The organism is Lelliottia sp. CFBP8978, assembly GCF_034046055.2.
Classification (GTDB): Bacteria; Pseudomonadota; Gammaproteobacteria; order Enterobacterales; family Enterobacteriaceae; genus Enterobacter.
Genome location: NZ_CM188253.1, coordinates 3,690,999 through 3,713,099, shown reverse-complemented (window position 1 = coordinate 3,713,099; position 22,101 = coordinate 3,690,999). Strand labels below are relative to the sequence as shown.

The following is a 22,101-nucleotide window of genomic DNA, read 5'->3' as shown; positions in this document are numbered from 1 at the left end:
AGATTTTATATTCTCAGGGCCGGATAATACCGGCCTTTTATATTTGCGCGCTAATTATCTGGGTATTGATGTCGTAGCGAAAAGTGCTGTTATATATCCCCTGGCGATTTTGTGGTCTATTGATTGTTAAACAGATTTAAAATTTTCCAGCTAACTGAATTGTGACAGAAAAATATTCAGATGAGTCTTTTTATCATTGCGTAATCTTTTTTTAGATAAAAGTAAGGGTATAAGGTTTTTTAGTAAAATAGCTGCAAAAGAGTATAACTTCGCCATTTTCTGCCGATAACGAGGGTAAGACTCATCCTCTGGATGAGTTCTCACTAACGGCAAGGATAACTCTTATGCATATGCTTCGTAATTTTACTATCCGGTTCGTGATGCTCACGATTCTGGGTATTTTTTGTTTGATGTGGGCAGGGGTTGGGCTTTACAGCACCTGGTCACTTTCCAGGGTATCTGATGGCAATGAAATCGATCGCCAGATCGTAAAACAAATGACGTTATTAGGGCAGGGCAACGATCAATACTTCCGCTTTGTCACCCGTCTCAGCCGCGCGATGGAGGCAAAAGCCGCGGACGGAAATCCGGACTTAGCGCCCGCGCAACAGGCGCTGGATAATATGGGCAAGAAGCTCGAGGAGATGAAAGCGATCTCTCCTGGCCCGATGGATGAGAAAACGTCCGCCGAGGTGATCAGCAGCTGGCAGGCGTTGCTCGATCAGGGGATTAAACCGCAAATGCAGCAGGCGCAGCAGGGAACTATCGACGGCTATCGTCAGCAGGCCAATAACGTCACTCCGGCACTCAGCCGCGCTTTTGGCGCTGCAGCGGATAAGTTCAACACGGCGGCGGGTAACACCCTCGACAGCACCCGTGTGGTGGTGGACAGCCTGACCAGTACGACCCGCACGGTCATTATCTGCGCGACGATTATTGGCTTACTGATCCTGCTGTTCACCGATCGCTATCTGGTCGCGATGCTGGTTAAGCCGCTGGATCGCATTCGTGAGCATTTCCGTCAGATTGCACAGGGCGATCTCAGCCAGCCGATTGCCTCGTTTGGGCGTAACTGTGTGGGTCAGCTGGTGCCGTTGCTCAGCGCGATGCAGGATAGCCTGCGCGAGGCGGTCAGCTCGATCCGTTCCGGCAGTGAAAATATCTGGCGCGGTGCGACCGAAATCTCCAGCGGCAATAACGATCTCTCTTCGCGTACCGAAGAGCAGGCCGCTGCGCTGGAGGAGACGGCCGCGAGCATGGAACAGCTCACCGCCACCGTGAAGCTGAATGCTGAGAATGCGCGTCAGGCCAGCCAGCTGGCGGATGTGGCTTCGACCACCGCGGGGCGGGGTGGCTCGCTGGTCGAGGACGTTGTCGCCACAATGACCGGTATTTCCGACAGTTCGAAGAAAATTGCCGAGATCACTACGGTGATCAACAGTATCGCTTTCCAGACCAATATTCTGGCCCTGAACGCGGCGGTAGAAGCCGCCCGCGCCGGGGAACAGGGGCGTGGATTTGCGGTGGTGGCGGGTGAGGTGCGCAATCTGGCGAGCCGGAGCGCTAACGCGGCGAAGGAGATCGAAGGGCTGATCGCCGACTCCGTTTCACGCGTGGAACAGGGCGCGCAGCTGGTCAACGATACGGGCAACACCATGGAAGCTATCCTGCGCGACGTGACCGAAGTGACGACTATCATGAAGCAAATCGCGTCGGCATCGGAAGAGCAGAGTAAAGGCATCTCTCAGGTGGGCGTGGCGATTACCCAGATGGACGGTGTGACTCAGCAGAACGCCTCGCTGGTGGAACAAGTTTCAGCTGCGGCCTCTGCGCTGGAGCGTCAAACCGAGGAACTGCAGCGATCGGTGCAGAAATTCCGCCTCTCCGCCTGACCTTCCTTTTCATAAGGCCGCCTCGTGCGGCCTAAATAGCACTAGCCATCGTTTAAAATTTCGCTATATAATTTTATATATAGCGAATGAGGGCATAACGATGGAAAACCATTTTGGCAAAGGGCTGATGGCGGGAATGCGCGCGGCGCAGGCTGATAGCGCCAAAAACGTCGCGCACTTCTGTACCGACTATAAACGTGGATTTGTGCTGGGGTTCTCGCACCGAATGTTTGAAAAAACCGGCGATCGCCAGCTTAGTGCGTGGGAGGCCGGTATTTTGACGCGCCGCTACGGTTTAGATCGCGACATGGTGATGGATTTTTTTAAAGAGAATCAGTCCAGCACCATACTGCGCTACTTTCTCGCGGGCTATCGCCTGGAGGGGTGAGCATCCGTGATAATCTGCGTGACCTGAGAAAGTGAGCCGATTTTGACTTCGCTGGAACGCTGGAATTTACTCTTGTCGATCAACAGCAAAGACTGGATGGCGCGCTTTAACAATTGCGCTTTAAAGGTGGCGCTCTGTTCGGCGGGGTCCCACATTGCGCCGTTTTCGTCCACACCCTCGCAGGAAAAAATAAACAGGTCGATCTCCACGTCTTTCAGTAACGCCCCCAGTGACGGATTAACATAACAGCGGTACTTACGATCGAGCGTTCCTCCCGCGCAGATCAACGTGATGCGCTCGCGCTTTGCCATTTCATGGCAGACCGGCAGGCTGTTGGTGAAGACCGTCAGGTTGATATCGGGGAGCTGACGCGCCAGCTGAAAGCAGGTGGAACTGGCATCCAGCGCGATCGTCATGCCTTCAGTCAGATAGTCCAGCGCGTGTCGCGCGATATCCACTTTATCGGCGTAATGACTTTTCAGCCGCGCGCCAAACGGCTCGCCGCCATCGCGGTTGTCGGGATGAATCATGCGCGCACGGCCATGATGGCGGACAATTTTGCCCTGCTGCTGAAGGCCTTTCAGGTCGCGGCGGATCGTCTCTTTGCTCACGTCGAGCTGTTCTGCCAGCGTGTCGGTCGTTAACCATTCGCGGTCGCTGAGCATCTGGATAATGCGCTGCTGTCGGCTGGTTTTCACGCGTCCGTTCCGGTTCGGGAAAGCGATAATAACGTCGAACCAATCGCCACGCCGTTCTTTCCGGTGTGCTTGATCTGATACATGGACTGGTCGGCGCGGCGTAGCGCGTTGACGAAATCATCCTGCGGCTGCACCTCATCAATACCAATCGACGCGCCCACCTGCGCCTGACCGTTATCCAGTTCAAACGGCGTCAGCGCTGCGCGCAGGCAGCTATGAGCGGTACTGTGAACCAACAAGCTGGTGAGCGGAAAAGGCAGCAACAGCACAAACTCATCCCCTCCCAGACGGCCAACAATTGAGCCCGGCGGGCACGTTTCACCCAGCCGTTTGCTCAGCTGGATCAGCAGTTCATCGCCGCTGCGATGGCCAAAGGTATCGTTGACCGTTTTGAAATCATCAAGGTCGATAAACGCCACGCACAGCGGCCCTTGTCCTTTCAACGCGTTATAGTGTTTGATTAACGCATGGCGATTGGCGAGTCCGGTCAGCGGGTCGTGGTTTGCCAGCAGCGCGAGTTGTTCTTCGTACTGCTTCTCTTTGGTCATATCAATGTGAGTTCCGGTGACCTTCAGCGGATGACCGTGTGCATCCCATTCGCTGACGCGCCCACGATCCAGCACCCAACTGATGGTGCCGTTTTTATGCTGCATCCGATGCAGAGCTTCATAGAACGGTGTTTTACCGTGCAGATGATCGTAAAAGGCATCCAGCACCATCTGTTTATCATTTGGATGAAGATGCTCGCGCCAGACGTCAAACTGCGCATTCAGCTCTTTCGGCTGATAGCCCAGCATCGACCCCCAACGGCGGTTATAGATAATCAGTTTCCCACTGGGCACGTCCAGCTGCCAAAGACACAGGCCCGTGCCATCCAGCGCCGCGCTGAGTTTACTGCGGGCGTCACGCGCCAGCCTGGCGAGCCGGGCGTTATGCTTTTTCAGATTTTGAATCTGCTGTCTCAGCGCCTGTTCTGACATGGGATATTTCGCAGGAAAATAAGAATGATTCTTGCCATTTTCCCCCCTGCTTGTAAATACGCCGTTGAAAAAAGAGCGTGATTTGCGCTAAGTCATTTTCTTTTCATTGAAATGACAGCGATTGTGGCGTGGCGATCAACGTTAAACCCTGATGATTTTTTTTAAAAGTCCACTTTTGGAATGTGTTTACGTTGAATAAATAAGCCTGAGAATTATCTTGTACAAGATTTTCTATTTAATGCGAAGCAATGGATGCTATGAATTCTCGACCTCTCGTTATTCTTTATGAACCGCGTGTATTGCTCCGCAATGGCCTCTGCGCACAGCTTCAGGAACAGGGACAGCACGTTATATCTTGTCGCGCTTTTGAGCAGATAACGGAAGAGATTTGTATCCAGACAAATTCGCCAAAAGTTTTAGTGGTCGGGGCCGGGGGGTTAGGTGACTCAGTCAGCAAAATGCTGCGGATCTTCCATTATACCAAAGCCATGGCGCTGAAAACGCTGGTCTATCTGCCCTATCAGGATGAACTGCTGACCCGATTATTTATGGCATCGGGGGCGAGCGGTTGTCTGGCAGAGGATGAACTGGAGGAGAAACTGCTGCCCGCTATTAATGATTCAAGGATTAAACGTCATCGCGGACAACATTTCTCATTCTCCGAGATGAATGTGCTGCTTGATTATGCATCCGGGATGCAAACGCAGGAGATCGCTGTCCGGCGTAATTGCAGCTACAAAACGGTCTTTACGTTTAAACGTAACGCCAGAATGCGTCTGGATATTGAGACAAAAGCAGGCTGGATGGATTTGCTCACAGCGATTAACCAACTCTCTTCCTGCAATAAATAAGGATATTTATGTTTATTTTCCAAATTCAAAATCACATCAGCAATAACATTTATCTTGCTGGTATTCGCTGTAGTCTGGATAAACTTGCCAGCCACAATCCACACTGGCGTTATCAGATGGCCTCTGCGCAAGTCTGCCCGGAAAGTGAAGTGCATCTGATGACTTTTGATGTCACGCACTGTAATACGACAGAAGAATTCCTTTCATGCGATGTACCGAATACTCCACATGCACTGGTTCTGATTAAAGCGGCACAAAAAGAACTGCTTTCCAGCCTGGTCACGCACTTTAACTGTTCTATCCTGTGTGTCGATGAAGTTAATTTTCAGATGCGCGAACTGATTGAAACTGTCGTAAAAAATAATCGTTATCTCAGCGCGATAGCCACTCGACATAAAACAATTGTTTTCCCGGTTGAGCAGGCGATGTTAACCCGCACGGAATGTACCATTCTGGGTTATCTCGGGCAGGGGCGCTCAGGTGTCGACATTTCGAAGGCGTTATTCCGTAGTGAAAAAACTATCAGCACACATAAACGAAGCATCATGAGAAAGCTGAAGGTGACGAACGATCTGGAGCTGAGAAAATACATTCAGGGATACGAAAGTAAGAGAGGGTTGTATAACTAAAAGCCGGCTTTTATGGGAAGTGATGAGCACGCACTTGTTAAAGCCGGGCCAACAGGATGTTGCCCGGCACTGCTGACGACGGATTAATGCGTGGCTTCGCCGACCATACCGCCCGCACCGGCACCCACCGCTGCGCCTTTCAGCACACTTTTGCCTGTCATAGCCGCGGCACCCGCTCCTACGACCGCTCCCACAGCACCGCCTTTACGGGCGGCTTTCCCTGTATCGCCACTTTTGAACATCGCCCCGGTACCCGCGCCCACCACGGCCCCTCCTACGGTGGATTTAACACTTTTACCTGCGGCTGCGCCCACAGCGGCGCCTACCAGCGCGCCGGTCCCCGTTTTATCAATAGCAAAGCCTGAAGCAGAGAAGATCAGCGCGCCGATGATGAGGGTTGTTTTCATTAATTTCATTACAGCTCCTTTGTAGCAGACACCGGTTGATAATTGGCTTCACTTACCCAGGCAGACAGTAACGTCCAGGATACTGCCAGTAAGACCGGACCAATCATGAGGCCGATCATCCCCCAGGTCAGCATTCCGCCGATAACGCCAGTCATGATCAGCAGCAGCGAAGTATCCGCGCCGCGTTTAATCAGAATCGGTTTCAGGATGTTGTCCAGCGAGCCAGCCACTACCGTCCAGATGAGTAACAGAACTCCGTTCCAGTGTTCACCCTGATAAAACAGCCAGATAAGCGCCGGCAGCATGATAATCACCGGGCCGAGCTGCATCAGGCAGAGGACAAAGATAATCCCGGTCAGCAGGCCGCTTGACGGTATCTGGCAGATTGCCATTCCCAGACCGGCAAAAGCGGACTGAATCACGGCAGTAAGGACGACTCCCATTGCCACGGCCTGAACCGTTTTTCCGGCCAGTAGTACCGCATAGTCGCCACGCTCGCCTGCAATGCGAAACGCAAACTGACGCAGACCGCGCGCGATGGTCAGCCCATAGAGATAAAACACCAGGCAGGCGAGCAGCATCATCAGTCCGTTGGCAACCAGTGCCCCAAACTGACTCAGCCCCTGCGCCAGCATCATCACCAGTTTGGTGATCCACGGTTTCAGCGTGGCAAAAAACGTCGCCGCGTTTTCATGCAGCAGCGCCAGCCACTTACTGTGTAAGTGCTCACCGACCACCGGAATACGGGCCAGAAAATCGAGTGTCGGCAGATGGGATTTATCCACGTGCATCAGCCACTGCAGGAGGCGGCCTAGCAGCGTCGACAACGTTCCGGCACTGTAAACAATGGGAACAAGAAAGGTGGCAGAGAGAAACAGCATCATCAGCGCGATAGGCAGTTTCGTGCCACCGCCCAGTTTGCGCTTCACGCTGGTATAGAGCGGCCACGTTGCGATCACGATCAGCCCTGCCCACACGACGCTCAGCAGGAAAGGGTGCAGGATCCAGATGGCGCAACAGAGTAGCGTCACGATAATAATGATACTGAAAAGCGTTTGCGGCAGATCGCGCGGATGTTTGATGGTGTCCATTAATTCACCAGCTCCTGCGAAAGGAGGGCCTGACGTTGATCGTTCAAATGCACGTCCATTTGCGGGTAGGGCATTTGGATCTGATTGGCATCCAGCGCATTTTTGATGTTTTCCATCAGATCGTAATACACATCCCAGTAGTGCTTGTTATCCGTCCACACCCGCACCACAAAATTCAGCGATGAAGGGGCAAATTCGCTAAGACGAATGGTGTGGCCTGCATCGTGTTTGATACGCGGATCGAGCACGATGACGGCTTTAACGACATTTTTAAGATGTTCGATAGAGGTGTTATAGGAAACCCCAAGCGTAATATCGACCCGACGTTCTTTCTGACGAGAGAAGTTGGTGATCTCACTGGCAATGATTTTACCGTTCGGCACCACGACCATTTTGTTGTCAGAAGTCCGCAGCGTAGTGGAGAAAATATGCACCTCTTCAATGGTCCCGGCCACAGCGCCCACGCTGGCGTACTCGCCCGCGCGAATCGGGCGTAAGGTCACCAGCAAGACACCCGCCGCAAAGTTAGCGAGAGAGCCTTGCAAGGCCAGGCCAATCGCCAAACCTGCCGCACCGATCACCGCAATAATAGAAGAGGTTTCAACGCCCACGCGTCCAAGCGCGGCAATGGCGGCAAAAGCGACCATCGCATAGCGCAGCAGCGCGCTACAAAACTGGGTAATAGTGGTGTCAACGTTGCGGCTTAAAAGTAACTTTTTAAACCCGCTGCTGGTAATACGGGCGATAAATATCCCAACGAATAAAAGAAAAATTGCGCCACACAGGTTAGCGATCCCTTGCAGAATAACGGACTCATTGTTAACGACCCAGTGGATCAACTGTTTGATCCCTGGAAAAGCTTCAAACTTCATGTCGGTGTTCCCTGTCATAAAACCCCCATTTTAGTAAGGGCCAGGCCGCATACCGCCGAATTTTTTGTCTAATAGTGGAGCAAAAAATACTACCCCTTCAGGAGATCACGACGTTTGTGCTCAATCGGTATGTAATTAATTGTATAACGAAGGGCGAGGGCAATATGAAACGGTGATTTTGGCGGGTAGTGGCGTTAAGTTTAACCCCCGTGCGGAATATGCTTGTGCGCTTCTGACGCCCCGGGCGCAGGCGCTGAGCGAGTATTTACACACCAGGGAAGCCAGCACGATTCTGCTGAAGCGGGGTTTGGCTGTTAACCGGGCGGCGAACCGCCCGGGAGTCAGTTAGGCCTGACGTTTGTCTTCGGTGTGAGTGTCGAAGTCGCTCGCCGCATGGCGTTCATGGAGCTGTTCAGCGGGCTCGCCAAACGTCCGGTTAACGATGCGTCCACGTTTAACGGCAGGGCGTTCGGCCACTTCTTTGGCCCAGCGCTGAACGTTTTTGTAACTTTCAGCATCGAGGAATTCGGCGGCGTTATACACGTTCCCGAGCACCACATTGCCGAACCAAGGCCAAATCGCCATATCGGCGATGGTGTACTCCTCGCCCGCGACGTAACGGCCCCGCGCCAGCTGTTTATCCAGTACGTCGAGCAGGCGTTTTGACTCCATGGCGAAGCGGTCGATCGCATACTCAATCTTGACGGGCGCATAGTTGTAAAAATGGCCGAAACCGCCGCCGAGGAACGGGGCCGAGCCCTGCAGCCAGAACAGCCAGTTCAGGGTTTCGGTGCGTCCAGCCGGATCTTTTGGCAGGAAGTGACCAAATTTCTCTGCCAGATAGAGCAGAATATTGCCGGATTCAAATACGCGCAGGGGCGGATTCACAGAGTGGTCACGCAGTGCCGGAATTTTTGAGTTCGGGTTGACGTCCACAAATCCGCTGGAGAACTGGTCACCCTCGCCGATGCGGATCAACCACGCGTCATACTCCGCGCCAGTCACACCTTGCGCCAGAAGTTCTTCCAGCATGATTGTCACTTTCTGGCCGTTTGGCGTACCCAGCGAATAGAGCTGGAGCGGATGCGTGCCCACCGGCAGCGCTTTTTCATGCGTCGCGCCAGAAACCGGACGGTTGATGTTGGCGAACGCCCCGCCACTGTTCTGTTTCCATTCCCACACTTTAGGTGGCTGGTAAGTGTTGTCGGACATGTTGATCTGCCTTTTGAGTGATGTGTTGAGGCAGTGTAGCAGGAGATTCATGAACGGTTTAACGAACTGAGCGCATAAGGTTATGCGCGATTTGTATCTGCACTTACATATATCAAATTCGTTATAAGCTTAGCCGAAAATCGCATTTTCATTATTAATGCGCATTATCCCAAAGCTGAATATGATGCTCACACATAAAGAGAAATCATTGTATTAAACACTTTTAAGGCAAGGAGTTAGTGAGATATGCGTAAGCTACTGTTATCTGCTGTCCTGGTTTCTGTGGCGTTGGCCGCAGCGGGTTGTGACGATGCGAAAAAGAATGAAACCGCGAACGCACCTGCCGCCAAAAGCGACGCGCCAAAAGACGGTGGCTCGCTGATTATCGGTATCACCTCCGGCGATCCGCTGGCCGTTAACCCCCTGTATGCCAGCGACCGTACCACCCTGACCATTATGCAGGCGCTTTACGCTCCGCTTTACAGCTTCAACGACGGAAAAATCGAATGGGGTCTGGCAGAGAGCCTGACGCCTTCCGCCGATAATCTCAGCTACACCCTCACCTTAAAACCGAATCTGAAATGGCAGGATGGCCAGCCGCTGACCGCCTCCGACGTGGTCTTCACCTTTAATAAACTGCTGGATGCTAAACAGCACAGTTTCTTTCGCAGCATGTTCACCTATGGCGGTAAGCCGGTGGAAGTGAGCAAGGTGGACGAACGCACCGTTAAATTCACCTTACCGCAGGTGAGCGCCGCCTTTACCGGAACGCTGGTGCAGATCTACCCGATTCCAGAACACGTGTTCGCAAAAGAAGCGGATCTGGAAAAGAGCACCAAAAACGATGCGCCGGTTGGCTCCGGTCCGTTCAAATTCAAAGAGTACCGTGCGGGGCAGTATTACGCGCTGACGCGTTTTGATGATTACTGGAACGGCAAAGCGAAACTCGATTCGGTGACCTATCGTTTTGCCAAAGACAGCAACTCGGCGAATCTTGCGCTGCAAAACGGTGAAATCAACCTGAAGATGGTGGATCCGCAGGACGTGAGTCGCCTGAAAAATACCGGTAAATTTGATTTTGTCGTCTATCCGGAAGGGCGTCTGGCGTACATGACGTTCAACCAAAATGTGCCGGTCATGAAGAGCAAAGCCCTGCGTCAGGCGATTGCCTACGCCATTAATAAAGATGAGCTGACGCAAACCGCGTTTACCTCGCTGGATTACGCCAAACCGGCCACCTCGTTCCTGACACCGGACACGCTCTACCAGACGGACGACGTTGAGCAGTACAAATACGACGCGCAAAAAGCCAAAGCGCTGCTGCAATCCTCCGGCGCGCCCGCGAACCTTAAGCTGCGTCTGGCCTATGTGAACACCAACAAAACCCAGGAGAGCATGGCGCTCTACATTCAGCAGCAGCTGAAAGGCATTGGCGTGAATGTGGAGCTGATGCCGCTGGATTCCAACGCCATGTCGCAGCGCAGCCTGGATATGAACAACACCGCATGGGAGCTGAACCTGGGCGGTTACATCATGGGCGCCGAGCCGGACGGCTACAAATCGCTGTTCATGAGTAACGAAGCCTACAACTACGCCCACTACAAAAATCCGCAATTTGATGCCCTGTGGGATAAAGGCGCAATCGAAACCGACAGCGGCAAACGGGCGGCAATCTACAAACAGATCCAGCAGACGGTGGCGAACGAGATGACCTACTACCCGATCGCCTACACGAATGCGACCGTTGCCGTGGATAAGCGTTTCGGTGGTACTCAGGAAGCACAGCCGAAGCCAGTGTATATGTTCCAGGATCTCTCCAGAATCTATCAAAAATAAGCAGTTGCCCCGGTCGCCTGGCTGGGGCTTTTTTTATGGGTAAGTCGTGTAAGGGTAAGTTGTGAACACATTACTGACGCGTCGGTTGCTGCAACTGCTGCCGATGCTTTTCTTTATTTCGCTGGTTGCGTTTCTGCTGGTTAAACTCGCGCCAGGCGATCCGGTCGCCGCGTATATCACCCCGCGGATGGCCCCGGAAGATATCGAGCGCATTCGTCAGAGCCTGGGGCTGGATAAGCCGCTGGTGACGCAATACTTCCTGTGGTTAAAGAACGTGTTGCAGGGCGATCTGGGCTACTCGCTGATTTACCACCGTCCGGTGCTGGAGATGATCGGTGAACGCATTCCGGCCACGCTTGGGCTGATGGGCGCGTCGCTGGTGATGGCGATTGTCCTCGCCATTCCGCTGGGGCTGCTGGCGGGCGCGTTCAAACACCGCTGGCTGGATCACATCCTGAATTTATTCGCCTATATCGGGATCTCTGTACCGATTTTCTGGTTTGGTATTTTGCTGATCACCGTCTTTGCGGTGCAGCTGAACTGGTTTCCCAGCATGGGAATGCGCACCATCGGCATGGAGGACAACTGGCTGGACGTGGTCCGTCACGGCGTGCTGCCCTGTATCGCGCTGACCTTTTATAACCTCTCCAGCTACGTGCGCTATATCCGCTCGAACACCATTTCGCAGCTCTCCGCCGACTATGTGCAAACCCAGCTGGCGTATGGCGCAACCCGCACCAGCATCCTGTTCCGCCATGTGCTGAAAAACGTGCTGCTGCCGGTGATCACTCTGTTTGGTTTGTCGTTTGGCGAGCTGGTGGTGGGCGCGTATGTGACGGAAAGCGTCTTTTCGTGGCCGGGGATGGGATTGCTGGGGATCCAGTCGATCACCTCGCTCGACTACCCGCTGATTATGGCAATCATCATGCTGTCGTCGCTGATGCTGATCGTCGGCAATCTGATCGCCGACTTACTCTATCGTTTCGCCGATCCCCGTATTCGTACACTGAGGTAACCCCGGATGAGCAGACGCTGGCAACAAGTACGCCACCAACTGCGCCGTAATCGTCCGGCGCAGTTTTCTTTATTTGTCCTGTTTATTTTTATTGCTGCTGCGCTTTGCGCGGGGCTGAGTCCGTACGATCCCGACCAGATGTCGCTGGGGGCGCGCACATTACCCCCGCATGCAGCGCACTGGTTTGGCACCGATGAATACGGGCGGGATTACTTCACCCGCGCGCTGTACGGCGGGCAAATCTCGCTGATGGTCGGCTTTCTGGCGATGATCTTCTCCACCCTGATTGGCACCGTTGTGGGAACGGTAAGCGGTTATTTTGGCGGCTGGCTGGATAACCTGATGATGCGCGTCGTCGATATTCTGATGGCCATTCCGGCGTTTTTCCTGCTGCTGGTGGTAAACGCCTATCTGAAACCGGGCGTGGATAACATCATTCTGATTATCAGCCTGCTGACGTGGATGAGCATGTCGCGACTGGTGCGTGCTGAAACGCTATCGGTAAAAGAGCGCGAATATGTTCTGTACGCCCGCGCGTCGGGCGAACACCCGCTGCGGATTATTTTGCGCCACATTATTCCGGGCGTCCTGCCGACGATTATCGTGGCTGGCACGCTGAACATTGCTTCTGCGATTCTGATGGAATCGACCCTCAGCTTTCTCGGACTGGGGGTGCAAGCGCCTGCGGCGTCGTGGGGGAGTATGCTCAACAACGCACAGTCGTACATTGGCGAAGCCTCGTGGCTGGCGATGTTCCCCGGCATTTTGATTTTGCTGACGGTGTTTAGTTTTAACGTGCTGGGCGACGTATTCCGCACCGCCTTTGAGCCGGGAGCGAACCGCGATGAATAACTTATTAGAACTCGATAATCTGAAAACGTCGTTCCGTACGCGTGACGGCGAAGTCCAGGCCGTGCGCGGCGTGAGCTTTCATGTGCAGCCCGGTGAACTGGTCGGCATCGTCGGGGAATCCGGGTGCGGGAAAAGCGTTACCTGCAAATCGATCATCCAGCTTCTGGGCAGCAACGGGCGGATTTCGGGCGGCAGTATTCGCTTTCAGAATGACGATCTGGCCCGCAAGACGCCTGAGCAAATGCGTAAGATCCGCGGCAACGACATTGCGATGATTTTTCAGGATCCCATGACCGCGCTGAATCCGGTTCTGACCATCGGCAAACAGATGGCGGAAATCCTGGTGCGCAATAAAGGACTCCCTAAAAAAGCAGCAAAAGCGGCGGCTATCGCCATGCTGGAACAGGTGGGTATCGCTGAAGCTGAACGGCGTTACGATCAGTATCCGCATGAGTTTAGCGGCGGTATGCGCCAGCGGGTGATGATTGCTATCGCGCTCTCCTGCAACCCGAAACTGCTGATTGCCGATGAGCCGACGACCGCGCTGGATGTGACCATTCAGGCACAAATTTTACGTTTGCTGAAGAGTCTGCAGCAACAAACTGAAACGGCGATTCTGCTGATTACCCACGATCTCGGCGTCGTGGCCCAGGTGTGCAGCCGCGTGGTGGTGATGTATGGCGGGCTGGTCATGGAGGAGGGCCGCGTTGAGGATATTTTTTACCGTCCGGCGCATCCGTATACGCAAGGTCTGCTGGCCTCGTTGCCCCGACCGGACGACGCGGACCACCGGTTGTCCCCCATTGAGGGCACGCCGCCGGGCTTACTTAATCCACCGCCGGGTTGTCCCTTCGCCGGGCGCTGCCCGCGGCGGCTGCCGCAGTGCGAACGGCAGCCAGCGTTTTATTCTGTGGGCGAGGGGCATCGTGCAGCCTGTTGGCTCTGGGCTGATAAGGAGGTTCAGGCATGAGCGAGCAAAATTCTTCGTTAGTGAGCGTACGTGAACTGCATAAACACTATCCTCTTAGCGGCGGGCTGTTACGCAAAGGGGCGGTCGTAAAGGCGCTGGATGGCGTGAGTTTTGATATTCAGCGCGGTGAAACGTTTGGCCTGGTGGGGGAGTCCGGCTGCGGGAAATCGACGCTGGGACGGGCAATGCTGCGTCTGTTTGATATCACCTCGGGTGAAATTCATTTTGCCGGACACGAAATTGCGCAGGCCAGCGAAAAACAGCTTAAGCCGCTGCGCAAGCGAATGCAGGCTATTTTCCAGGATCCTTACTCGTCGCTAAATCCAGGGATGACGGTGCAGCAGCTGGTGGCCGAACCGATGCAAATTCACGGTTACAGCCGTGATGAGCAACGTGAACGTACTGAAACGTTGCTCTACAAAGTGGGGCTTAAGCAGGAACATTTGCAGCGTTTTCCGCATGAGTTCAGCGGCGGACAGCGTCAGCGTATCAGCATTGCGCGCGCGCTGTCGGTACGGCCTGAGTTCGTGCTGTGCGACGAGCCGCTCTCGGCGCTGGATGTCTCGGTGCAGGCGCAGGTGGTCAATATTTTGCAGGATCTGCAGCAAGAGCTGGGGCTTACCTATCTGTTTATCGCTCACGATCTGTCGATGGTACGCCATATCTCCAGCCGCATTGGGGTGATGTATCTTGGCAAGCTGGTGGAAGTGGCACCGGCGGGCGAGCTGTACCAGCATCCGGCGCATCCCTATACGCGCGCGCTACTGGCCGCCGTTCCACGGCCCGATCCGCGCATTCGTCATCTGGAGCAGGCCACCCTGCGCGGGGAGATCCCAGGCCCGACGTCGACGCTGCCTGGCTGTAAGTTTTGCAGCCGCTGTCCCCATGCGATGCCGGTGTGTCAGGCGCAAGAGTCGGTCATGCAGGAAATTTCGCCAGGTCATTTTGCAGCGTGTTGGCTGTTTAAGATGTGAGGGCGCGCGATTGATTCATTCTCAGGCCGGGTAAGGCAAAGCGTCACCCGGCCTGAGGGCAAGGGCAGTATTACGCGCCTGAACGCTCAACCCATTTGCTCACCTCATCGCCACTTCCCAGATCCGCCTGCACCAGGCCGTTGACCATAAACGTCGGGGAGACGTGGATACCGTTCTGCCGGGCATATTTGCAGTGCCATTTGATCTCCGTTTGCAGCTCCGGGCGGGCGAATGCTTCAGCGAGAGAGACGCCGCTGTAACGCTCGATGCGGGCAACGATCTGTTCAGGTGTCGCCTGCATGTTCGGTCCGCTACAGTGATCGGTAAATTCAAACTCTTCGCGATGGTCGGCCACTGCCTGCATCACTTTATGCGCGGCATTTTTGCCATCGGGCAGCGTGGAGGCCGCCAGAATACAGCGGACGATTATCCCGGAAAAAAGATGCCACGGCTGCGACTGTAAACGAATTTTGACCGTTATCTTATCTTCGCCAGCCTGTTCCAGCAGGGCGGGTATCTTGTTAAATGCCTTCACCGAGAAAGGGCAGGTAGGTTCCAGAAACATTTCAAAGATGCGTGGACCGTTTCCCCATTCCAGCGGTTGTGCCTGTAAGTTCATATTGACTCCTGATGTTGTGCTTTATGATTTTTCATCATTGTGACGACGAATAATGTGCCATCCAGGTGTATCATAATTCCACCTCTGTCTGGTTAATTACAACGTGCAGACGACGACAACCCTCATAACATTGCCGCCTGCCTGTTTTAGGTTGGATACATGCGTAATAAAGGAAAGTTAAGCAGTGACGCTCCGTTTGGGACGTTATTAGGATATGCGCCGGGTGGCGTGGCAATTTACTCTTCAAATTACAGCAGTCTGGATCCGCGGCATTACCCGGGGGATGCAGACTTCCGCAGCTATATCGGCAATGAATATATGGGGCATAAATGGCAGTGCGTTGAGTTCGCCCGCCGTTTCCTGTTCCTTAACTACGGTTTTGTCTTTACCGACGTGGGGATGGCGTGGGAGATTTTCTCGCTGCGTTTTCTGCGTGAGGTCGTTAACGATAATATTTTACCGCTTCAGGCATTTGCTAACGGTTCCCGCCGCGCGCCCGAAGCCGGCTCGCTGCTCATCTGGCAAAAGGGCGGTGAGTTTAATGAGACCGGTCACGTTGCGGTCATCACGCAACGGCTGGGCGATAAAGTGCGCGTTGCGGAACAGAACGTGCTGTACTCGCCGCTTCCTGCCGGGCAGCAGTGGACGCGTGAACTGCGCTTATCGGTTGAAAATGGCTGCTACACGCTTCACGACACGTTCACCGATACCACCATTCTCGGCTGGATGATTCAGACCAGTGAGACGGAACACAGCCTGCCGCAGCCAGAAATCGACGGTGAGCTGCTCAAAATTCGCGGCGCGCGACTGCAAAACAGACGTCAGTATGACGGCAAATGGCTCAACGAAGAGGACGCGCTGCAGAAGGCTTACGTCCGGGCGAACGGCCATGTCATCAATAACGATCCCTGCCAGTATTTCACCATCAGCGAAAGCGCCGAGCAGGAGCTGATCAAAGCCACCAACGAACTGCATCTGATGTATCTCCATGCAACGGATAAAGTGTTGAAGGACGACAATTTACTCGCGCTTTTCGACATTCCGAAAATACTCTGGCCGCGTTTGCGCCTCTCCTGGCAATGGCGTCGTCACCATATGATTACCGGTCGTATGGATTTCTGTATGGATGAGCGCGGGCTGAAGGTCTACGAATACAACGCGGACTCTGCCTCTTGCCACACCGAAGGGGGGCTGATCCTTGAAGAGTGGGTGAAAAACGGCTACCGCGGTACGGGGCATAACCCGGCAGAAGGGTTGCTTGAGGAGCTGACCGGGGCATGGAAACACAGCCATGCGCGGCCGTTTGTGCACATCATGCAGGATGATGATATCGAAGAGGATTATCACGCGCTCTTTATTCAGCGCTCGCTGATGCAGGCCGGTTTTGAAACCAAAATCCTGCATGGCCTGAAGGCGTTAAGCTGGGATAGCGCGGGACAGCTGGTGGATGATGAAGGCCGCCATGTTAACTGCGTGTGGAAAACCTGGGCGTGGGAAACCGCGATAGAACAGGTTCGCGAACTGAGCGAAACGGAGTACGCGGCGGTTCCGATCCGTACCGGTCATCCGCAGAATGACGTGCGGCTGATTGACGTGTTGCTGCGCCCTGAAGTGTTGGTGTTTGAACCGCTCTGGACGGTCATCCCAGGCAACAAAGCCATTCTTCCGGTGCTCTGGCAGCTGTTCCCGAACCACCACTATCTGCTGGATACCGATTTTGAAGTCAACGAGCGGTTAAGCCAAACAGGGTATGCGGTGAAACCTATCGCGGGTCGCTGCGGGAGTAATATCGACCTCATCAGCGCGCAGGAGGAGTTGCTGGATAAATCCAGCGGTAAGTTTGTGGATCGCAAAAACATCTACCAGCAGCTGTGGTGTCTGCCAAAAGTCGAGAATAAGTACATTCAGGTCTGTACGTTTACCGTCGGCGGAAACTACGGCGGAACCTGCCTGCGTGGCGATGATTCGCTGGTCATTAAAAAAGAGAGCGATATTGAGCCGCTGATGGTCGAGAAAGATCGCTAGCCTCCCGGCTCGTTAATATAAAAAAGCTCCGGCGAGCAAAGCCGGAGCAAATGAATCAAATCAAAATAACACTACTCGTTAAAGCAATTTCCATTGCGCCCATTCACCCGTGAACTGCGGGTCACCAGGTTCGTTGTTTTGCGTCCAGTAGTTAGCGGTGTAGTTTTTACCTTTCCAGGACACTTTATCGCCAGTATTGTAAATCTTGCTGGATTCCCACTGAGCGTAATCACCGGATGGCGTTGGATCTGGAGTCGGTTCCGGCGTTGGCTCTGGGGTCGGTTCCGGGGTCGGTTCCGGCGTCGGTTCTGGAGTTGGAGTTGGTTCGACCGCATCTTCACCGAAGACGCTCAGGGTAAACTGTTTGTTTGCCGATACGGCACCATGAGCATCGGTTACCAGCAGAGCAAACTGGAAATCCGCTTTGCTGACAACAACCGGGGCGGTGAAACTGATGGTCGAAGAGGTCGTGTTGCTGACAGAAATCCCGTTCGGCACGGTCCATTTATAGGTCAGTGCATCATGGTCGGCATCGCTGGAACCCGCCCCGCTTAAACGTACGCGTGAGCCACCGATGACCTGCAGTTGAATATCGGCCACTGGCGCGGTATTCGTCTCTGGATTGCTGTCAGGCAAATCGTCTTCAGGTACTTCACCCGCCACGTTAACCCCATCAAAGTAGAACGGTTTCATGTCGATAACCTGTTCAACAATCGGGCAACCTAACCCTTCGCGCGCCGCATTGACCAGCACGCCGTTGTCCTGGTCGATAGTCCAGGTAAACAGAGCGCCCAGACCTTTTTCAGCCACATAACGGCCCTTCGCCCGGACGCTGCGTGGCGTATCGATCGACATGAAAAGTTTGGTATCTTTGTTATACAGATAGTCGGCATCGGCAACCTGGTCGGTGTAGACGCTAAAGCCATTGCGTCCTTTTTGATTCTCCAGATCCAGATAATTGTTAATCAGATCGTACCATTCGGTACTGCCGCTCTCGAAAGTCCCGGTCGTGGTGGCGTTACTGTCTGGCTGATACGTCCCGCGCAGAGGGGAGAAGCTTTCCAGTTTCGCATTTTGCGCATTTCGGGAATAGGCCGCATAGCCCACGTTGATACGGTCTTTTGGGAAGCCTTTCGCAATCAGATAGTCAACGATAGTATCCACGCCCCAACCGCCTTCAACCAGCGCGTGCAGATTGGTGTGATGGTCCAGTTTAGCAGCCCACGGCGTACCGAAGAAGTCATAGGTCATGACGTTGATGCTGTAAAGATCATGACTAAGCAACGTTTTAACATCTGATTTTTCCAGAATGGCGACCACCGCCGAGCTGGCAATACTGATTTTGACATCGCTGCGGTTGATGGCTTTCAGCTGCTTACTCAGTTCAGCCAGCAACAGCGCGTAGTTGGGGCCGTCTGAATCGTCGTATGGGTTATTGTTGCCCGCATTGCCCGGATATTCCCAGTCAATATCGACTTCAGAAAACATCGGGAAACGGGTAAACAAGTTAGCGACGCTTTTCGCAAAAGTCGTGCGGCTGGCGGCTGTTTTCGACATGTTGTGGAAACCATTACTCATGGTCCAGCCACCGATACTCATCGAAAGCGTTAAGGTATGACCCACTGCTTTGGCTTTTGCCTGCAGATCGCGCAGACCGCCCACGATCCCTTTTACCGTTGCCTGCGTGGCAGTGTTCGGATCCATCTCCACCCAACCGGTATCTTTCAATCCCACATTGCGGCTGGTCTGGAAATCGCCCCACAGATCGAGGAAGGTCACCTGATCTTTTGATTTGCCCAGCGTTGTGGCGGCGCGGTTAATAGTGTCAGCTTTTTCACCCTGATCGCCCACAATACCGAGGAAACCCAGAATGATTTTGTCGTATGCCGTTGGGCTGACATTGGCCAGGTCATAACCGCGACCACGGTTGGCAGGGGTGTCATCACCATCACTCTGACGGCTGTCGTACTGGGACCAGTCGGTATAATAGCCAAACACCTTAGGTTTATTCGCCGTGTTGTACTTGTTATATACCGGTTTAGCGACTCGCGCTGAGGTATAGCTATATTTAGAGGTCTCTTTGGAGGCATCAAATCCATCCGCTTTATAAGAAGCTTCAGTCAGTGTATCGGTCTTAATGAGTTTGCTCGTGGCCATGTTGATTTCCTGTATATGTTTTCGAAAATGACGTTTCGTCGTATTACCGCTGTAATATTCAGAGCAGCCAACAAAATCCGCAAATCATTCCGCATCAAGAAGAACCATTGCTAAAAATTATTCCCTATTAGTTGAATTTGCTCTGTAAAATCCCGTTGCTATAATTTTTGATGATGGGGTGCGTGGGTTATCATAAAAACCATTCCGGTCATGAGATATATAATGTATCAGCATTGAGTTTAATGACTATTCTTTGCAGTATAAAAAAGACACAATAATCAGCAGAGTGACAGGCCAATCACGGAGTATTTTCGTTTTGCTCAACAGGTATTTGATGAATACTCGAATTGCATCTCATATTCTGCGAAAGATCGCATTACTTATTTAATGCCATAGAATGCATGGTGAAATAAACAAATTCATATACGCTTATTCCAGTTGGCGGAATCAGTCATGCCATACCGTGCAATCAATCGAAACGGAGAGTATTAAATGATGGGCGCTTATCTTATCGCTGGACATTATGTTTTTAATGAGGATACAAAGGAGCTAAAAGATTTAAATTCTGATGTTGTCATAAAAATGACATCAATGAAGGCACGCTGCCTGAGTTATATTGTTCAGCATGCTAATGATGAAGTGATTGAAAAGTCCGCACTCTCTGACGCTCTGTGGGGAGCAAGAAGTAAGTTCAGCAGTGAAGCCAGCCTGACTCAAGTTTTATATCTTATCCGGCGAGACTTTAAATCTTTGGGGGTGAATGATTTCTTTGTCACTATTCCAAAGGCAGGCATAAAAGTTAACGCCATGGTAAAAATTGAACCGATTCAACCCAAAAATAGGCGATCTCAACTCTCCTGGTCGCCCATTATGATTAGCATTTCACTTTCACTGATTTTTATCGTTACTGCTTTGTTCTTCTGGTTAACAAAATAAATCATTGAGGAATCTGTTATGTCGAAAAACCCTGTCATTGAAGAAATTCTGAAAAATGAGGGTGGATATGTCAATCATCCTGATGACGTCGGTGGGCCAACGCACTGGGGAATAACTGAAAAAACGGCAAGAAGTTATGGATACACCGGTGATATGAAAGATTTTACCCGGGAAAACGCCTACACAATACTGGAAAAAAACTATTGGTATCAGCCAGGATTTGACAAAGTGAATCAGCTGTCTCCGGATTTGGCGATGGAGCTTTGTGATACCGGAACGAATATGGGACCGTCGGTTGGCATTAAATGGCTGCAGCGTTGGTTAAATGCTTATAACCGAAAGGGCGCAGATTATAGCGATATTGATATTGACGGGAAAATCGGTCCTGCGACGCTTAACACGTTGGCCACCTTCCTGAAGATTCGCGGTAAAGAAGGCGAGGCCGTGATGTTGACCTCATTAAACTGTAGTCAGGGGCAACGCTATCTTGAACTGGCCGAAGGTAAGCAAGGGAACGAGTCTTTCATCTATGGTTGGATGCGTGCAAGAGTTCATATCGATTAATAAAATTTTAATAACAATCCGTTAATGTTTCTTTTGTAAAAGTTGAGTTTTTTTTACTTTATTTACCGGGGAAATTATGACACAAGAGACAGATCATTTTTTTATATGGAGCAAACGGATGAATTTCAGTAAACATAATGATTTTGACTACAATTTGATTAAGGTGATGAACGAAGTGATCACCTCGGGCAATCTGTCGCGCGCGGCTCTCAATCTTAATCTCTCTATATCAGCGGTGAGTCTTTCGATCAGTAAGTTACAGCGACAGTTGGGGACCGAATTATTTGTCCGCACGTCGCAGGGCTTAAAGCCTACCGATGATGCATTGCAGATTAATCAGGTTTTTTTACATGCGCTGGATCTTATTAATGATGGCTTGTTGACATTAAATGATAACGTGAGAGGTCAGTCGTCTCTCAATGTGACCTGCCCGGATTTATTTGAGCACTATTATTTACAAAATCTGTATCAACAGGCGAATTTCAGCGACACAGAGTTTAAATTTAATCATCATATCAAATGCAGTCATGACGAATATGTTGACTGTTTACTGCAATCATTCAGCGATCTCATTATCAGTGATTTTCCCCTGCGAAATGAAAAAGTGACATCAACGCTCATTGACTCTCTTGATGACTTCGTTGTTGTCGTGAGCCAGTCCAGCCTGCTGGCTAATCAGAAGAAAGTTACGCTAGCCCATTATCATATGATTCATCACGCGGTGTATACTTATAACGCGGAGTCGCTGGTCAATTATTCCTGTAAAGATAACTGCTCTTTTGGCGGTCGAAATACAGCGATGGTTAAAGTGGGTTACCATTCATCATCGATCAATGGCGTCATTTCTGCCGTTGAACACAGAGGTATGCTGGCCATCCTACCGCGCAAGATTGTCGGAAATTATATTAATCATCATCACAGCAATATTGTGATGATGGAGTTACCGGATGAGGTCTGTTGTAAAAAAATCTGCATTTATGCAAATTATAAAAAGAAAAAAGATAAAGTTCGTGGAATGGAAAGTATCGTCTCCTCGATATGTAAATCTAAATGCGAAGAAGTCTGTTGTCATTACTGATTGAGCAATGGAAAAGAACTGATATTGCTCAAAGATATCATCTCAATAGCTATTA

The 22,101-nt window shown here is 52.1% G+C and carries 21 protein-coding genes; 13 read left to right on the top strand and 8 right to left on the bottom strand.

The window, feature by feature from the left end; translation table 11 throughout:
* Positions 1 to 344: 344 nt before the first annotated feature.
* Together SOM82_RS17350 and SOM82_RS17345 are read left to right on the top strand one after the other, a co-directional pair.
* On the top strand, positions 345 to 1,892 hold the full coding sequence (locus SOM82_RS17350; RefSeq protein WP_320461398.1) for a methyl-accepting chemotaxis protein: 1,548 nt from the start codon (positions 345 to 347) through the stop codon (positions 1,890 to 1,892).
* A 100-nt stretch (positions 1,893 to 1,992) separates the two neighbouring features.
* Positions 1,993 to 2,280 carry a DUF2623 family protein gene (locus SOM82_RS17345; protein ID WP_154126272.1) on the top strand — a complete coding sequence of 96 codons (288 nt, stop codon included), beginning with the start codon at positions 1,993 to 1,995 and terminating at the stop codon, positions 2,278 to 2,280.
* Here SOM82_RS17345 and fucR read toward each other — a convergent pair.
* A complete protein-coding gene (gene fucR, locus SOM82_RS17340) occupies positions 2,262 to 2,978 on the bottom strand; it encodes an L-fucose operon activator (protein WP_320461397.1) in 717 nt (238 codons plus the stop codon). The two genes, SOM82_RS17345 and fucR, sit on opposite strands and share 19 nt — an antisense overlap.
* Positions 2,975 to 3,958 (bottom strand): diguanylate cyclase domain-containing protein, encoded by a 984-nt coding sequence (locus tag SOM82_RS17335; RefSeq protein ID WP_320461396.1) that lies wholly within the window; start codon positions 3,956 to 3,958, stop codon positions 2,975 to 2,977. The genes fucR and SOM82_RS17335 overlap by 4 nt, the downstream gene beginning before the upstream one ends.
* A 257-nt stretch (positions 3,959 to 4,215) precedes the next feature.
* Between SOM82_RS17335 and SOM82_RS17330 the strand changes: the two genes are divergently transcribed.
* Positions 4,216 to 4,809: a LuxR C-terminal-related transcriptional regulator gene (locus SOM82_RS17330; protein ID WP_320461395.1), complete on the top strand. Its 594-nt coding sequence runs from the start codon at positions 4,216 to 4,218 to the stop codon at positions 4,807 to 4,809.
* A gap of 8 nt (positions 4,810 to 4,817) precedes the next feature.
* Positions 4,818 to 5,438 (top strand): helix-turn-helix transcriptional regulator, encoded by a 621-nt coding sequence (locus SOM82_RS17325; protein ID WP_154126269.1) that lies wholly within the window; start codon positions 4,818 to 4,820, stop codon positions 5,436 to 5,438.
* An 83-nt stretch (positions 5,439 to 5,521) separates the two neighbouring features.
* On the opposite strand, the gene SOM82_RS17320 is transcribed toward SOM82_RS17325, so the two are convergent.
* The 4 genes from SOM82_RS17320 to yghU form a co-directional block, all read right to left on the bottom strand.
* On the bottom strand, positions 5,522 to 5,854 hold the full coding sequence (locus SOM82_RS17320; RefSeq protein ID WP_154126268.1) for a glycine zipper family protein: 333 nt from the start codon (positions 5,852 to 5,854) through the stop codon (positions 5,522 to 5,524).
* On the bottom strand, positions 5,854 to 6,936 hold the full coding sequence (gene ydiK / locus SOM82_RS17315; RefSeq protein ID WP_320461394.1) for an AI-2E family transporter YdiK: 1,083 nt from the start codon (positions 6,934 to 6,936) through the stop codon (positions 5,854 to 5,856). The genes SOM82_RS17320 and ydiK overlap by 1 nt, the downstream gene beginning before the upstream one ends.
* The gene (gene mscS, locus SOM82_RS17310; RefSeq protein ID WP_154126266.1) at positions 6,936 to 7,808 is read right to left on the bottom strand and encodes a small-conductance mechanosensitive channel MscS; all 873 of its coding nucleotides are present in this window, start codon (positions 7,806 to 7,808) and stop codon (positions 6,936 to 6,938) included. The genes ydiK and mscS overlap by 1 nt, the downstream gene beginning before the upstream one ends.
* A gap of 345 nt (positions 7,809 to 8,153) precedes the next feature.
* Entirely contained in the window at positions 8,154 to 9,020 is an 867-nt protein-coding gene (gene yghU / locus SOM82_RS17305; RefSeq protein WP_320461393.1) for a glutathione-dependent disulfide-bond oxidoreductase, read from the bottom strand.
* 246 nt (positions 9,021 to 9,266) lie between these two features.
* Here yghU and SOM82_RS17300 point away from each other — a divergent pair, with 246 nt between their 5' ends.
* From SOM82_RS17300 to SOM82_RS17280, 5 genes are all read left to right on the top strand, one after another.
* Complete coding sequence (locus SOM82_RS17300) at positions 9,267 to 10,856, top strand: ABC transporter substrate-binding protein (RefSeq protein ID WP_320461392.1); 1,590 nt, start codon at positions 9,267 to 9,269, stop codon at positions 10,854 to 10,856.
* A gap of 61 nt (positions 10,857 to 10,917) precedes the next feature.
* Positions 10,918 to 11,871, top strand: coding sequence for an ABC transporter permease (locus SOM82_RS17295; protein WP_320461391.1), 954 nt, complete (start codon positions 10,918 to 10,920; stop codon positions 11,869 to 11,871).
* A gap of 6 nt (positions 11,872 to 11,877) precedes the next feature.
* Positions 11,878 to 12,723, top strand: a complete 846-nt coding sequence (locus SOM82_RS17290; RefSeq protein ID WP_320461390.1) for an ABC transporter permease — start codon at positions 11,878 to 11,880, stop codon at positions 12,721 to 12,723.
* Positions 12,716 to 13,693 carry an ABC transporter ATP-binding protein gene (locus SOM82_RS17285; protein ID WP_320461389.1) on the top strand — a complete coding sequence of 326 codons (978 nt, stop codon included), beginning with the start codon at positions 12,716 to 12,718 and terminating at the stop codon, positions 13,691 to 13,693. The genes SOM82_RS17290 and SOM82_RS17285 overlap by 8 nt, the downstream gene beginning before the upstream one ends.
* Positions 13,690 to 14,667: an ABC transporter ATP-binding protein gene (locus tag SOM82_RS17280; protein WP_320461388.1), complete on the top strand. Its 978-nt coding sequence runs from the start codon at positions 13,690 to 13,692 to the stop codon at positions 14,665 to 14,667. Before SOM82_RS17285 ends, SOM82_RS17280 begins: the two co-directional genes overlap by 4 nt.
* A gap of 70 nt (positions 14,668 to 14,737) precedes the next feature.
* On the opposite strand, the gene SOM82_RS17275 is transcribed toward SOM82_RS17280, so the two are convergent.
* Positions 14,738 to 15,286 carry a DsbA family protein gene (locus SOM82_RS17275; RefSeq protein WP_320461387.1) on the bottom strand — a complete coding sequence of 183 codons (549 nt, stop codon included), beginning with the start codon at positions 15,284 to 15,286 and terminating at the stop codon, positions 14,738 to 14,740.
* Positions 15,287 to 15,445: 159 nt separating this feature from the next.
* On the opposite strand from SOM82_RS17275, the gene gss reads away from it, so the two are divergent.
* Positions 15,446 to 17,311: a bifunctional glutathionylspermidine amidase/synthase gene (gss, locus tag SOM82_RS17270; protein ID WP_320461386.1), complete on the top strand. Its 1,866-nt coding sequence runs from the start codon at positions 15,446 to 15,448 to the stop codon at positions 17,309 to 17,311.
* A 78-nt stretch (positions 17,312 to 17,389) separates the two neighbouring features.
* Here gss and SOM82_RS17265 read toward each other — a convergent pair whose 3' ends face one another.
* Positions 17,390 to 19,468 (bottom strand): glycosyl hydrolase family 18 protein, encoded by a 2,079-nt coding sequence (locus SOM82_RS17265; protein WP_320461385.1) that lies wholly within the window; start codon positions 19,466 to 19,468, stop codon positions 17,390 to 17,392.
* A 492-nt stretch (positions 19,469 to 19,960) separates the two neighbouring features.
* Between SOM82_RS17265 and SOM82_RS17260 the strand changes: the two genes are divergently transcribed.
* The 3 genes from SOM82_RS17260 to SOM82_RS17250 all read left to right on the top strand — a co-directional run bounded on the left by SOM82_RS17260 (position 19,961) and on the right by SOM82_RS17250 (position 22,046).
* Complete coding sequence (locus tag SOM82_RS17260) at positions 19,961 to 20,404, top strand: winged helix-turn-helix domain-containing protein (protein ID WP_320461384.1); 444 nt, start codon at positions 19,961 to 19,963, stop codon at positions 20,402 to 20,404.
* Between the two features lie 18 nt (positions 20,405 to 20,422).
* Complete coding sequence (locus SOM82_RS17255; RefSeq protein ID WP_320461383.1) at positions 20,423 to 20,968, top strand: glycoside hydrolase family 108 protein; 546 nt, start codon at positions 20,423 to 20,425, stop codon at positions 20,966 to 20,968.
* Between the two features lie 118 nt (positions 20,969 to 21,086).
* A complete protein-coding gene (locus tag SOM82_RS17250; protein ID WP_320461382.1) occupies positions 21,087 to 22,046 on the top strand; it encodes a LysR family transcriptional regulator in 960 nt (319 codons plus the stop codon).
* Positions 22,047 to 22,101: the final 55 nt, after the last annotated feature.